Origin of the sequence: Spirosoma aerolatum, from assembly GCF_002056795.1 — a bacterium.
Lineage (GTDB): Bacteria > Bacteroidota > Bacteroidia > Cytophagales > Spirosomataceae > Spirosoma > Spirosoma aerolatum.
In genome coordinates, this window is sequence record NZ_CP020104.1 from 7,198,067 (window position 1) to 7,212,137 (window position 14,071).

Consider the following 14,071-nt stretch of genomic DNA (forward strand, 5'->3'; position numbering starts at 1 on the left):
CAATAAAACTTGTTGCCATAAAGAACCTTAACTTCTGTACTGTATTTGACTACGTTTTTTCGCAATTGTCACTTTCATTTTGTTTAAATCTTCGGCCCTTCTGATTTTCGGAAATAATTACGGAAAACAGCCCGCCAAAAGAGGAGAGATAAGTATATAAATTAGCTAGAATAAGACATATCGATCAACTGACAAACAGTTTCCAGAGCAGCTTCATCGCCAACATTGCCTGGGAAAACTACATAACGAATACCCGGAAATTTACTGCTTTCGGTCATTTGCCAGACGGGTACGCCGGGAATAATAGGCCCCAGTACCAATGCTTTTTCGGCCGATAACCCGTTCGCTGCCAGATCGCTGGATGTAATCCCTCCTTTCGCCACAATGAACTTCGGGCGAATTACGAGTTCATGAAGTACCTTGACCAGGAAATTAGAAACTACCGAATTTATGGTCAGACTTTCAACGGCATCAATACCTACCTTTTGCTGGCGACTGGTATATAGGACAACGTTTTCTCCGGCTTCGAGCCAGTTGTCCGTTTGCTGGCTTATGCCAACGGCATGCGCTGCCGAATCACGGCTGATCAGGAGTTCGGCAACGTCGATTTCAATGGTCTTATACATTCCTCGTTTCAGTAACCGGCTTAGCTGCTGGGTCGTTTTGGGAACGTGCGACCCGACAATAACCAGATAACCATTGGCTGATGGAGGTACTGTTTTGGTGGGGATAAATGGCTTGCCCGATGCCAGTCCGGCCCGAATCGGAACAAACGTAGCCGATGTTCGGTATAAGAACTGCTTGCCCGATGCTTCGGCCAGTAGGAGGCCCATCACGACTACTTCCAAATCGCGGTAGCTGACCGCATTAACGACGCAGACGCTGCCATCGGTACAGCGTGTGAATGCTTCACTAACAGCCTCTGGACCACCTGTTCGGATTTCGTTGAGACTGATAGAGTGTACGGCTGATGCCTGTATTCTCCCGTTTGTTTTTTCCTCTACCCACTGTTTTAAATTCGAATGGGTATAGCCAAATACCACATCCTGGGCAAACGGTGTGTCTGAAACGGGAACTAGCTGGTGATTTTCAACCAGATAATGAACATCGTCAATCGTGTAGCGGCCACCTTCAATAAACGCGGGAATCAGCACAGTGATAGCCTTTGTTATACCCAGCGACTGCGCAACGGCATCTACTTCAGCCGGAAAATGACCCCGTAAGGTTGAATCACTTCGGCTAACAACGACAATGTCGCGCCCACTTTCGCTAACGGCCTGCTGTAAGTTCCGGCCAATTTCCTGAGCGAGTTCAACGGCTTCGTTTTCGGGTAAACTACGCGAATTGGTGAGGATATACAGAATGGAAGGATTTTTTCGTAATTCTTCGGCAATAAGTTCCACCCGCCAGGTAGTCAGTACCATGACGTCATAGCAGGTCTGTGTGCCAGTAGGATCGTCGTCAAGCACAACAATCGTTTGCCGACGTTTTTCGAATACATCGCGAATGGCCGGTAACAGATCGACTGAATATTCGCGTGGTAATTGAGTTATCTTCTGACTAACAGATTGATACATGGGGCAATGGTCTGGTTCTCAAAAGCCTGTTTAAAGCCGACAGTTTACCTATTGGTCAGGAGTTTCAACTTGGTTTCGGCTTTCATAGGGTAAAAGAATATAGCCGTATGCAACTAATTATAACAGGGGGAGCGGGATTTCTGGGACAGCGTCTGGCAAAAGCTCTTGTGAGTAGTTCAATTCCATTCGACGAACTCAGTCTGATCGATGTAGTGCTACCTCCAAAACCGATTGACGATGCGCGAATCAGTTGTCAGCAGCTAGACCTGGCCGAAGAAGGTGCGGCCGAAAAAATCATATCGATCAGAACCGGAATCGTGTTTCATCTAGCGGCTATCGTAAGCAGTCATGCCGAGAAAGACTTCGATCTGGGTTTGAAAGTCAATCTGGATATTACCCGACATCTGCTGGAGGCCTGTCGGCGTCAAAATCCGGCCATCCGGTTGATTTTTTCCAGTTCGCTGGCGGTGTATGGTGGTCAGCTTCCGGCTATTGTCGATGAATCAGTAGCTGTAAAACCGCAATCATCATACGGAGCTCAAAAAGCCATCGGTGAATTACTGGTGAACGATTATACCCGAAAAGGCTTTGTCGATGGTCGTGTATTGCGGTTACCTACTATCTGTGTGCGCCCTGGTCGGCCTAATCAGGCTGCTTCTTCGTTTGTCAGTAGTATCATTCGGGAGCCTATCCAGGGCGAGGAGGCTATTTGCCCGGTAGCTCCAGAACTGCCCTTGTGGTTATCGAGCCCGAATACAGTAATTCAAAATATACTGACAGGGGCCATTCTGGATGGCAAAACATTTGGCGAATGGCGTACCGTCAATTTGCCGGGAATCAGCGTAACCGTGCAACACATGCTGGATTCTCTCGAACGAATTGCGGGTAAAGAGGCTCTTGACCGGGTTCAGTTCAGGCCTGATCCTGCTATTAATGCCATTGTCAGTAGCTGGCCGGGTCTAGCCGATAATACAAGAGCGTTGGGGCTGGGGTTTCAGGTCGATCAGCATTTCGATGACTTTATCAGGCAGTTTATGGGCTATGATCGCGCATAACTCCAGGTGGGTATCCAGGGGATAACGGACAGGTAAGTAACAATCTTGACGACTTATTGGCGATAGTCAGTCAATTTTGTTTCTTGCATACCTAATTCATCAGTATATCCGAATGTGGTTAGATTCTAAAAAGATTGTGGTCATTGGTGGCACCACAGGTATGGGGCTATCAGCGTCATTGGCTTTTATTCGCGAAGGCGCACAGGTTGTGGTAGTTGGGCGTAATCCAGAAAGTTGCACCGCTGCTGAAAGACAATTGGATGGCAATGGCCTGGCGATGTCGGGCGATGCATCTGATCCGCAAACGGCACCCAAAGCCATTGCACTTTGTCAGCAGATTTTCGGTGGTTTCGATGGGTTGTATCACGTTGCCGGGGGGAGTGGACGGCGTTTCGGCGATGGGCCACTGCATGATCTGACCCTCGATGGCTGGAATTATACAGTGAACCTGAATCTAACCTCGCTCATGCTGTCTAATCAGGCGGCTGTGCGTGCGTTTCGGGCCCAAGGTGTCGGCGGCACTATCCTGAACATGGGATCGGTATTAGGGTCGAGCCCTTCTCCGACCTACTTTGCTACCCACGCGTATGCTGCCATGAAATCGGCTGTAATTGGTTTTACGAAATCGGTGGCTGCCTATTATGCCAACGACAACATACGAGTCAATGTATTAGCCCCGGCACTGGTCGAAACCCCCATGGCGCAACGTGCCGTTCAGGACGATACGATACTAGCCTTCACCAGAACAAAGCAACCTCTGGATGGAGGACGTATCGGCCAGCCAGACGATCTGGACGGAGCCGCCGTGTATTTCATGTCCGATTATTCGGCATTTACCACTGGACAGGTACTGACTGTCGATGGTGGCTGGAGTGTTAGTGAAGGGCAATTATGATGGTTACTGTCGATGATTGAAACCCAGCGCCTGACTATTGTTCCGCTTACGCTTAAGCAATTGTATCTGTACATTGTTGATACCCATCAGCTAGAAGAAGCTATGGGGCTCAAAACGGGTTGCCGGGAACTGGTTGAACCGGTGCTGAGTATTATCATTCACTTTACGATTCCACGGTTGAAAGATCCCACCAACGACCCACTCTACCATACGCTCTGGATGGCCATCGACCGTGAAAAACAGCAATTTGTAGCCGAAGCTAAGTTTAAAGGGGAGCCCGACGAAACCGGCACCATCGAAATTGGCTATGGTACGTACTCCGCTGTGCATCGGCAGGGATATATGACCGAAATGGTGGGTGGACTTCTAAAGTGGGCTGGCGAACAACCTGACGTTCAGCGGGTAGTAGCCGACACCGAGGCAGGAAACGTAGCATCTCAGAAAGTGCTGGAGAAGAGTGGGTTTCGGTTGTTCGATCAGATTGAAGATATGCTTTGGTGGGAGTATCCAATTCGGTAGCGAGTAACGTTGGTACTTTTTATTGGTAAAATTGTAATTTCGGCTTCCTGCAAATGAACCCTACCTATGCATTCACGTCGTAAATTCCTCCGTCGGCTCGGTGGTACATCGGCTTTACTGGCCGGAGGAACTACCCTGGTTGGCGCCGAAACCCTTGTCCCTTCAATTTATCGCGAACATCTGATAGAGATTATCCCCCCTCGCTCTGTAGCCGATACGATCAATATTGGTCTGATTGGCGCTGGAATCATCGGCCATTATGATCTTGATTGTGCGCTGAAAGTACCAGGTACGAAGGTAGTCGCTGTGGCAGACCTATACGATCCCCGACTGGTCAGGGCAAAGGAGGTTTGGGGACAGGACCTGTTTACCACCCGCGATTATCGGGAAATACTGGCCCGAAAAGATGTCGATGCGGTCCTGATTTGTGTACCCGATCACTGGCACGACCATATTTCGATTGCTGCACTAAAAGCCGGGAAACATGTGTACTGCGAAAAACCGATGGTACACCACATCGAAGAAGGACAGGCCGTTATTGCCGCGCACAAGAAATCAGGTAAGGTATTTCAGGTAGGTAGCCAGCGCGCAAGTGCATCGGCTGTACTTGAGGCAAAACGGCGTTATGAAGCCGGACACATTGGCGAACTGACGTCCGTCGAAACGTTTCTGGATCGGACGGATGCGTTAGGGGCCTGGCAGTATACGATGCCACCGAATCTGGACCCTAAAGACCTGGATTGGGACCGATACCTGGGCGATGCACCCAAACATCCTTTTCAGGCAGAGCGATTTTTTCGGTGGCGGAATTACAAAGACTATGGCACAGGCGTAGCGGGCGACCTATTTGTCCATTTGATTACGGGCGTTCATACCATTACTGGCTCACTCGGACCAACCCGGATTTTCGCGCTCGGTGATCTGAATTTCTGGAAAGATGGACGGGATGCTTATGACCTGGTCACGGCTATGATGGACTATCCCAAAACGGATAAGCACCCATCGTTTCAATTTACGACCCGTGTAAACCTGGCTACGGGCGCTGGTGGCGATATTCATACCCGCCTGGTTGGAACGGAAGGCGTTATCGATATTGGCTGGAATTCGTTCGTCATGAATCGGCTAAAACGGCCCAATGCCCCTATGTACAGCCGGGGTTATGACGCCTTATTCACCTATCCGCAGGCTATGCAGGAGGAGTTTATCCGGCAGTATGAGCAGAAATACCCGACAGGTCAGTTTACCCGAACCGTACAGAACGAACCGGTCATTACCTATACAGCCCCCGATGGCTACGACGATCGGCTCGATCACATGATCGTTTTCTTCAATGCGATCCGGGAAAATAATCCATCGCTGGTTCGGGAAGATGCTGAATTTGGCCTGCGGGCAGCCGCTCCGTCGTTGGCTGCTAACCTCAGTGCAGCCCAGCGAAAAATTATCCATTGGGACCCCGTTGCGATGAGAATTTCTAAAGCTACCTAGCAGCCCGTTCACATTATTGCAACGAACGATCTTATCAAACCTTAAAACGCAACAAAACCTGTGCAGCCTGTTCCTATTAAAACGACCGTTGTTGGTTCGATGCCTTTTCCGGGCTGGCTCGAATTTTCCAGCCAGCACCTAACGCAGTTCGGACCTGCCGACATCAACGAACTCATTGAGGATGCCGTAATTGCCTCGGTTCAAGATCAGGTTGCGGCTGGACTGGATGTGATAACCGATGGAGAACAAACTCGATTCGATTTCAACCTCTCCTTTTACGGCTATATCAACGGGATTCAGAATAACGAAACCGAACTACGTCGGTTTGGACCACCCGCTCATGACCAGCGGGGGAAGCATAATATTATTGAACCGCTAACAGCACCGAAAGGCTTGGGTGTTGTAGAAGAGTATTTGCGGCTAAAGCGACTGGCTCCCGAAGGGCAAGGTATCAAGGTGTCGATTCCCGGCCCTTATACATTGAGTGGCCGGTTGCTGCCCGGAACGCTTTACAAAGATCGCTGGGAAGTGACCGAAGCCCTACTCCCCCTGGTTAGTGCAGAGATTACCCGTTTGGTCGAACTGGGCGTACCCGAAATTTGCGTCGATGAACCATCCATGTCATGCTATGCGTATCGGGAGGATACAAAACGGTTCGTCGATATTTTCAACCGGACGGTGGCGCCAGGTGTTAAAAAGACCCGCCTATCGATGCACCTATGTTTCGGGAATTATAAAGGCCGTTCAGTAGGTAAAAAAACGATAGCGCCCATGCTGCCCGACTTCCTGGATATGCATGTTGATGAGTTGCATACCGAGATGACGGTGCTAAATTTTGCGGAGGTAAACCTGCTCGAACGGTTTGCCGAAAAGTTTGATGTTGCTGTAGGGGTCATCGACGTTAAAAGCTATTATATCGAAACGCCCGACGATGTTGCTGAGCGAATCCGCAAGTGCTTGCCTTATGTTCCAGCGGAGAAACTGGCCGTAGCACCCGATTGTGGCCTTAGTCAAACCGCTCGCTGGGCTGCTAAACAAAAACTGGCAAACATGGTGACCGGTGCAAAACTAGTACGGGCCGAACTCTGAACCCAAACGCTTAATCCATCAAATCCTGGTTCAGACTATTGGTAAGCTGACAGCGTTCGTGTTGAAGCTTATCAAGATTCTCATTCAGAAGCATACGGGTTCGGGCGTTGTCAAAATGCTCGCTAAACGACGCACGTAATTCCTTCCGTTTCATAGCTTCCAGAAAACGACGCACATCTTCGGGTGTTTCAAGCAAAAGCGGGGGTACTTCGGTAGGTTGCTCGGCTTCGTTTTTGGCGACCATCGTAAAGTAGCTGGTGTTTGTATGCTTCACAGTTCCCAAACGGACATTTTCGGCTACCACTTTTATACCCACAACCAGTGATGTACGCCCAACGTAATTGACCGAAGCCAGCAATGAGACCAACTCGCCTACTTCGACCGACTGCCGAAAATTGACGCCATCTACCGATACCGTCACACAATACTGACCAGCGTGTTTGGCAGCACAGGCATAGGCTACTTTATCCATTAGCGATAGGAGAATACCGCCGTGAACACGCCCACCAAAGTTGGCATACGACGGAATCATTAATTCGGTGAGCGTGGTGCGTGAATAGCTAACAGGCTTGGCTGTCATAAGCTGGTTGAGTTGACGTTAGTGGGCGATATTGCCAGATACGTGTTTGAAAGTCAAACATAAAAAATGCCAGCGCAAGTTGCGTTGGCATTTTTCATTTACCTAACCTATGAGAAAGTGTCGTTACTGATGATCCATCAGCTACATGACAAAGGTAACCTGCCAGTAGGCAGTTATTTCAGAGCAGAATCACTGATTTTGAACCTCCTAATTAGATCAGGCAGAAATCCGCAGTTTGATGCGTAGAACTACGTATTAGCGACTCGACGATTTACTTCTAAGTGGCTGAATTATAGCCATATAATACCTTTAAGTAAACATTGGATAAACTTGTTATACAGGTCTGCTTGTCGTATTTTCGACTGGCTTTCCGGTTCCATCCACCTAATACGACCTGACACCACCTATTTTACTCCTTACATCTAGCATGACAGATTCTGTGTTTAATGAACAGGTTGGACGTTTTCTGAATTCGAAAGAAAGTGTCCCAATGAAAGATACGTACCGCAGTGCTAAATTGGCCTGTGGCCTGAAAGAAGATGAGTATACCCGTTCCGAGTTTTTCGGCGCTGCCAAAATCAATCAGTTGCTGAAACAGAAAGGTTGTGTTGGTATTCGGGTTCATTATGCCAAGCGCTGGGAAGATGAAGATGGCAAGCCTACTGAAGTAGGAAAAGGCCAGTTGAAACCTCGCGTTCTGCTGACAGGCGTCGATGAACGAGGGCGCGATTTACCTCTTCCTGCCAGTCAGAGCGGCCTGAAAGACGACGGCGGTGACGATGGAGATATGGTCGTGGGCGATGGCTGGGTATGTCCCAAGCAGTGTGCATCATAATTACCTTAGTAAATGGTTGAAAAATTCATTCTTCTGGCTCAGAAATACCCATTAAGCCTTATACAGCATATTTTATTAATACTGCCCGTTTGTATAGGTCTGCTGCGATGGAAATTTCTGAGTCAGGAGCTGAAAATTATTACTGTCTTTTTCCTGCTCTATTTTAGTAAAGAGACAATTGCTCTTTACTTTGTACTCAATCGAATAAATAGCCTTGGCCTCGAAAATATATTTTCCTGTTTACAGGCTATAGTATTGGCAGTGATGTATGACAAAGTGATTCTCAGTAAATCAAAGCGGAAAAGTATATATATCGGACTTATTTTAGTATTGATAGTCAATATTATTACATTCAAGAAGGCTGAAATATCAAATATTGGTAATACAGTTGTTCGGGTATATATGATTTATATTGCTCTAAACTTTTTTGTTTGGCTATTAGAACAATTAAAGATACGAAATGTAATACTATACGGAATGTTTTGGGTGAGTGTTGGGGTTTTGCTATATGCCGCAGGAACTTTATTTATGTATTTATTCAGTGAATATATATTTACCCCCAAAGCGTCGGACGAGTTATTTGATATATATTGGGGAATTACCCAGATTGTAAGTATTATCTTTTGTCTGGCAGCCTCAATCGGTGTATGGGTTAGTAAGTACGATAACGAAAATTATCTTTGACGCCACTACTCTGTAAATGTAGAAAGTAAACACAAGGTTACTTAATAGCCATAAAATTGTTGCCGCTCACTCAATCGGAGTGTTAATTCATTGACATTCAGTAGTGGATTGTCCAATTTTACGATGTTTAGACCGCGGTAGAATAGAATTATGTCGATGGATGCTGGTTTTGTAATTGCTGTGGGTACGGCCGTACTCTTGATGATGGCAGTGTTCATCATCATTTTCGTGGCCTATTATCAGCAAAAACAGGCCAAACAGCAATTGGCATTTAAAGAATTACAGGCGCAGCACCGCCGGGAGTTGATGGAAGCTACCTTTAGAGGGCAGGAAGAAGAACGCCGACGCCTTGCCGAAGATATGCACGATGGTATTGGAACCATGCTTTCGATCACGAAAATGAGCCTGAACCAACTGGAGAAGCAATTAGGAGGGGAGGTGCAGGTTGGCTTTCAGTTTCAAAAAACGCGGTCTATGATTGACGAAACCATGACCAATGTTCGGCGAATAAGCCGAAATCTTGTCCCAACGACCCTCGAACGGTTTGGTTTGCTGGCTGCTTTGGAAGAACTGGCCGATCGGGCCACTGATAATGACATTGAGGTTGAACTCGTTTATCCTGAACCAGAGCTTGGATTTCTGCCCGCACTCGAATTGATGCTCTATCGAATTGCCCAGGAATTACTTAACAACGCCATCCGGCACGCCCGCGCCAAACATATTACCATTCACCTGATTCGCTTTGAAAATGAAGTTCGCCTGTCGGTCATCGATGATGGAGTCGGCTTTGACTTTGATGCGGTGATGGAAAATCGGAAAGCTGGGCTAGGCCTTCGCAATATTGAAAGCCGTCTGAATGTTGTGAACGGACACGTTACGTTCGACGTTGCCCCTGGTCGTGGTTCACGGATTCATGTGCAGGTTCATCTACATGATGCACAGCCTGTTGATTTATTGAGTTAATTTGTTTACCGAATAGTCGTTAGCAGGACTTAATCGGTATATCCTTTAACTCTACCCTCCTCTATGCGAAAAATTAAATTGGCCCTCTGCGACGATCATACGCTCTTTCGAGTCGGGATGGCAACTATTCTTGGTCAGATTCACGATTTTGAGTTGATTCTGGAAGCAGGAAATGGACAGGAACTGATTGAAAAAATCGCCCGAAAAACACCGGACGTCGTACTTCTGGATTTACAGATGCCGGTTATGGATGGTACAGCAACTGCCGATTACCTGCGCGAAAACCACCCCCTTATTAAAATTGTTGTTCTGACCATGCACGACGAAGATCGGATGGTGCTGCATCTACTGGAGAAAGGGGTTAGTGGCTACCTGCTCAAAGATGCTGAAGCTGGGGAGGTAGAGAAAGCCGTTCGAAAAGTGATGGACGAAGGTGTCTATCTGAACGAATTTGTGTCGAAAGCAATGCTTCGCAAGATGACCAACAAGCCGACGGTCAATAAGCCTGTGAATGCCTTTTACAACAGCAAAATTCTGCTTTCAGAGCGCGAGAAAGAAGTGCTGATGCTGATCTGTGAGGGATTATCGACCAATGAAATCAGTGAGAAAATCTTCCTGAGTCCCCGTACGGTAGAAGGGCATCGGCTACGCATCCTCGAAAAAACCGGCACCAAAAATACGGCCGGTATGGTGGCCTATGCGTTTAAGAATAATCTCGTTTGACCTGATAAAACTATCAGCGTGTGTTGCCATGCATATCTGCGATTATATCGCGGACGAGCACAGTACTAGTAGGTTACGCTGGTTTATAAACTACCCGTCTTACCGCCATCTACAGGTAAGTTGATGCCGTTGATCGATGCAGCTGCAGGGGTGCATAAAAATGCTACTGCTGCAGCTACCTCTTCGGGCGTGGCGAACCGTCCAATGGGAATTTCCTGGGCCAACTGAGTGGCGATTGCCTCTTCCGTTTTGCCGGAAGTTTTCGCCCGCATGGCCAGTGTGGATTCTAGCCGGGCTGTTTTTGTATAACCCGGCAATACATTATTGACCGTAATGCCAAAGCAGCCAATTTCGATTGATAAGGTCTTTGCCCATTGGGCCACCGCCCCCCGGATCGTATTGGAAACGCCCAGCCCCACAATGGGCTGTTTGACCGAGGTAGAAATAATATTGACGATTCGACCGTAGCCCAGGCGTTTCATCGAAGGAACAACTGCCTGCACTAAAGCATGATTGTTTAACAAATGATTATGGAACGTCTGAACGAATTCGTTGGGTTGGGCATCAACCAAAGCCCCACCCGGAGGACCACCGGTGTTGTTGACTAGAATATGCACCTCCGGAAAGCGCTCCATATAGGCTTTAATAGCCGTCTGTACAGCATCTGGCTGGCTAAAATCGGCGACGATGTACTGATGCGTTTGTCCTTTTGTGGTATCCAGTTCGGCCAGTACCGATTTTAATTTCTGTTCATCACGAGCGATCAGAACAACAGTAGCCCCCAGTAGCGCTAACTCCATAGCACTGGCACGACCAATTCCCTGTGTACTGCCACCGACCAAAGCGGTTTTCCCGCGTAAATCAAGATTCATGTAGTTTCACTTGTTGACAACGCTAAAGATCGGGCCAATGGCCTAAAAATCATAGGTAAAACTGGAAAACAGACGCATTGGTACCAATCATCCATACAAATAGTAGGCAAAGATGAGAAAAACACCGCTGGCGTAGTTTTGCTTAAACAAATTAGTAGCTTTGGGCAACTTTGAATCCAGTAATAACCTTTGCATTTCAGAAAACCATGTCAAAATCGTTAATTATTGTCATAGTAGTTGCTCTTATTCTGGGGATGTACGGTTGTAGTTCCTACAACGGCCTGGTTCAGAATGATATCAATGTTCAGGAAAAATGGGCCCAGGTCCAAACCCAATACCAACGCCGTTCGGATCTGATTCCTAACCTGGTACGGACGGTACAGGGGGCTGCTAATTTTGAGAAAAGTACGTTGACCGCCGTAATTCAGGCGCGGGCCAATGCCACCAGTATAAAACTAGAGGCCGACCAGTTGACGCCTGAGAATATTCAGAAGTTCCAGGCTGCGCAGGATCAGTTGAGTGGGTCGCTCTCGCGATTGCTGGCCGTTGCCGAAAGTTATCCGCAACTGAAAGCCACACAAAACTTTTCGGAGTTACAGGCGCAGTTGGAAGGCACTGAAAACCGGATTTCGGTGGCCCGTAATGATTTCAACGGGGCCGTTCGCGTATATAATCAGTCGGTAAGATCGTTCCCAAACAATATTTTTGCGGGTATTTTCGGCTTCCCTGTAAAAGGCTTTTTCGAGGCTTCGCAGGCGGCTCAAAGTGCACCAACGGTTCAGTTTTAATAGCAGAGAGCAGGGAATAAGGAAAAAGAAAGTAACCTTACTCCCTGCTCTCTGCTCCCTGCTCCTGCTCCATGCAAACAAATCCTTTCTCTCCCGACGAGCAGCAACGCATTGTTGAGGCTATCCGGCAGGCCGAAAAAGCCACATCGGGCGAAATTCGCGTTCATGTGGAGGCCCATTGCCCCAAAACAGACCCAGTACAACGGGCAATTGAGGTATTCGCTCAGTTAGGTATGCACCAGACCAAAGACCAGAATGGGGTTCTGTTTTACCTAGCTCATGCCGATCGGAAGTTTGCCATCATTGGCGATAAAGGAATTGATGCCAAGGTTCCGGTCGATTTCTGGGAAAGTACAAAAGACTTACTGCGTAGTCATTTCAAACAGGGCGCTTATGCTCAAGGGTTGAGCCTAGGCATTGAGCGGGCTGGTCAGCAGTTGAAACACTATTTCCCCTACACCAGCGACGATATCAACGAACTCTCCGACGATATTTCGTTTGACTAATACTGCCGTGAATGTACACCTCATTGTAAATTATCTTTTCCGGGTACGTCGCTTCGGATTCGTCATATTCCTACTGCTATTTTCGGCCAGTGTTTGGGCGCAGGATACCGCAACGGATACGGTTATTCCTGATAAGCCTAATCCGCCCCGGCTGGTCAATGATTTTGTTGGTATTTTGAGTAGTAGTGAGCGGACACAACTGGAGCAGAAACTCCGCGCCTATAACGACTCAACATCTACACAGATTACGATTGTTATTGTCAGAACCACCGAACCATACCCAATTGGCGATTTCGCTTTTCAGGTTGGCCGCAAATGGGGCGTGGGCCAGCAAGGGAAGAACAATGGACTGGTTTTAGCGTGGGCTACTCAAACCCGTAAGATTTACATTGCTACGGGCTATGGGGTAGAAGGGGCAATACCGGATGCCATTGCCAAACGAATCATCAGCAATACCATCGTTCCGGCGTTCAAACAGGAGCAATGGTATCAGGGACTGGATGCTGCTACGACCGAAATTATCCAGCGACTTCAGGGAGAATATAAAGGCGAGCCCAAATCCAACTCTGATGATGAAGGGGCTGGCACCTTTTTTATTGTGCTGATCGTCTTTCTGATCATCATTTTCATCATTGCCCGTAAGAATCGCGGAGGAGGCAACAATCGAAACCGTGGCGGTGGCTGGGGTGGCCCCGTTTTCCTGCCGACTCCAGGCTGGGGATCGGGTTGGGGTAGCTCAGGCGGTGGCTGGAGCGGTGGTGGAAGTAGTGGTGGCGGCTTCGGTGGCTTTGGCGGTGGCAGCTTCGGTGGTGGTGGTGCTGGCGGAGACTACTAATAGGATTGGTCAAAAGAGTGATGACAGCAGAAATGGGCTTCATCACTCCTCTAATCCATTTTAAATGACCTGTTTCTCAATCAGCAGAATAAACAGGTGAATTACCTTGATATGGATTTCCTGAATGCGGTCGGCGTATCCAAAATGGGGGACCCGAATTTCGACATCGGCCTTACCAGCCAGTTTGCCACCATCTTTTCCCGTCAGCAAAATCACTTTCATTCCCTTTTCGCGGGCAGCCTCTACGGCTTTTAGAATATTGCCCGAATTGCCACTGGTACTTAAGCCAAGTAATACATCGCCTTTGTTGCCCAATCCTTCAATAAACCGCGAGAACACGAACTCATAACCGAAATCGTTGCTGACGCACGATAAGTGACTAACATCCGAAATGGCAAGGGCAGCCAGCGAACGACGGTTATCCCGATAGCGGCCCGATAGTTCTTCGGCAAAGTGCATGGCATCGCAATGAGAGCCGCCATTTCCGCAGGAAATGATCTTGTGGCCCGATTTTAATGCATCGGCCATGACAATCGCAGCCTGCTCAATAGCTTCCAGGTGGGCGGGGTTTGCCAGAAACGTATCCAAAACCGACTGGGCTTCGGTTAATTCCTGACGAATAAGATCAATCATTGATTCAGTTGTAAAGTTTATCGCCTGTAAAG

16 protein-coding genes are annotated in these 14,071 nt (G+C 48.0%); 12 read left to right on the forward strand and 4 right to left on the reverse strand.

What is annotated here, in order from left to right; genetic code table 11:
• Positions 1–161 precede the first annotated feature (161 nt).
• On the reverse strand, positions 162–1,577 hold the full coding sequence (locus B5M13_RS30040) for a four-carbon acid sugar kinase family protein (protein WP_080059170.1): 1,416 nt from the start codon (positions 1,575–1,577) through the stop codon (positions 162–164).
• Positions 1,578–1,684: 107 nt separating this feature from the next.
• On the opposite strand from B5M13_RS30040, the gene denD reads away from it, so the two are divergent.
• The 5 genes from denD to B5M13_RS30065 all read left to right on the forward strand — a co-directional run bounded on the left by denD (position 1,685) and on the right by B5M13_RS30065 (position 6,620).
• Positions 1,685–2,632 carry a D-erythronate dehydrogenase gene (denD, locus tag B5M13_RS30045; protein WP_080059171.1) on the forward strand — a complete coding sequence of 316 codons (948 nt, stop codon included), beginning with the start codon at positions 1,685–1,687 and terminating at the stop codon, positions 2,630–2,632.
• Positions 2,633–2,744: 112 nt separating this feature from the next.
• On the forward strand, positions 2,745–3,527 hold the full coding sequence (locus B5M13_RS30050; protein ID WP_080059172.1) for an SDR family NAD(P)-dependent oxidoreductase: 783 nt from the start codon (positions 2,745–2,747) through the stop codon (positions 3,525–3,527).
• A gap of 12 nt (positions 3,528–3,539) precedes the next feature.
• The gene (locus B5M13_RS30055) at positions 3,540–4,046 is read left to right on the forward strand and encodes a GNAT family N-acetyltransferase (RefSeq protein ID WP_080059173.1); all 507 of its coding nucleotides are present in this window, start codon (positions 3,540–3,542) and stop codon (positions 4,044–4,046) included.
• A 66-nt stretch (positions 4,047–4,112) separates the two neighbouring features.
• Positions 4,113–5,531 carry a Gfo/Idh/MocA family protein gene (locus tag B5M13_RS30060; protein ID WP_080059174.1) on the forward strand — a complete coding sequence of 473 codons (1,419 nt, stop codon included), beginning with the start codon at positions 4,113–4,115 and terminating at the stop codon, positions 5,529–5,531.
• Positions 5,532–5,591: 60 nt separating this feature from the next.
• A complete protein-coding gene (locus tag B5M13_RS30065) occupies positions 5,592–6,620 on the forward strand; it encodes a methionine synthase (protein WP_080059175.1) in 1,029 nt (342 codons plus the stop codon).
• Between the two features lie 10 nt (positions 6,621–6,630).
• Here the strand turns inward: B5M13_RS30065 and B5M13_RS30070 are convergent, their stop codons facing one another.
• On the reverse strand, positions 6,631–7,200 hold the full coding sequence (locus B5M13_RS30070; protein WP_080059176.1) for an acyl-CoA thioesterase: 570 nt from the start codon (positions 7,198–7,200) through the stop codon (positions 6,631–6,633).
• A gap of 427 nt (positions 7,201–7,627) precedes the next feature.
• On the opposite strand from B5M13_RS30070, the gene B5M13_RS30080 reads away from it, so the two are divergent.
• From B5M13_RS30080 to B5M13_RS30095, 4 genes are all read left to right on the forward strand, one after another.
• Complete coding sequence (locus tag B5M13_RS30080) at positions 7,628–8,035, forward strand: hypothetical protein (protein ID WP_080059178.1); 408 nt, start codon at positions 7,628–7,630, stop codon at positions 8,033–8,035.
• 12 nt (positions 8,036–8,047) lie between these two features.
• Positions 8,048–8,719, forward strand: coding sequence for a hypothetical protein (locus tag B5M13_RS30085; RefSeq protein ID WP_080059179.1), 672 nt, complete (start codon positions 8,048–8,050; stop codon positions 8,717–8,719).
• A gap of 150 nt (positions 8,720–8,869) precedes the next feature.
• Positions 8,870–9,682, forward strand: a complete 813-nt coding sequence (locus tag B5M13_RS30090) for a sensor histidine kinase (RefSeq protein ID WP_080059180.1) — start codon at positions 8,870–8,872, stop codon at positions 9,680–9,682.
• Positions 9,683–9,745: 63 nt separating this feature from the next.
• Positions 9,746–10,405: a response regulator transcription factor gene (locus B5M13_RS30095; RefSeq protein ID WP_020597575.1), complete on the forward strand. Its 660-nt coding sequence runs from the start codon at positions 9,746–9,748 to the stop codon at positions 10,403–10,405.
• Between the two features lie 83 nt (positions 10,406–10,488).
• Here B5M13_RS30095 and B5M13_RS30100 read toward each other — a convergent pair whose 3' ends face one another.
• Complete coding sequence (locus tag B5M13_RS30100) at positions 10,489–11,277, reverse strand: SDR family oxidoreductase (protein ID WP_080059181.1); 789 nt, start codon at positions 11,275–11,277, stop codon at positions 10,489–10,491.
• A gap of 206 nt (positions 11,278–11,483) precedes the next feature.
• Here B5M13_RS30100 and B5M13_RS30105 point away from each other — a divergent pair, with 206 nt between their 5' ends.
• From B5M13_RS30105 to B5M13_RS30115, 3 genes are all read left to right on the forward strand, one after another.
• The gene (locus B5M13_RS30105) at positions 11,484–12,065 is read left to right on the forward strand and encodes a LemA family protein (protein WP_080060136.1); all 582 of its coding nucleotides are present in this window, start codon (positions 11,484–11,486) and stop codon (positions 12,063–12,065) included.
• A 71-nt stretch (positions 12,066–12,136) separates the two neighbouring features.
• Positions 12,137–12,571, forward strand: a complete 435-nt coding sequence (locus B5M13_RS30110; protein ID WP_080059182.1) for a TPM domain-containing protein — start codon at positions 12,137–12,139, stop codon at positions 12,569–12,571.
• A 7-nt stretch (positions 12,572–12,578) separates the two neighbouring features.
• A complete protein-coding gene (locus B5M13_RS30115; protein WP_155297427.1) occupies positions 12,579–13,406 on the forward strand; it encodes a TPM domain-containing protein in 828 nt (275 codons plus the stop codon).
• 60 nt (positions 13,407–13,466) lie between these two features.
• On the opposite strand, the gene lpcA is transcribed toward B5M13_RS30115, so the two are convergent.
• A complete protein-coding gene (gene lpcA, locus B5M13_RS30120; protein ID WP_080059184.1) occupies positions 13,467–14,039 on the reverse strand; it encodes a D-sedoheptulose 7-phosphate isomerase in 573 nt (190 codons plus the stop codon).
• Positions 14,040–14,071 lie beyond the last annotated feature (32 nt).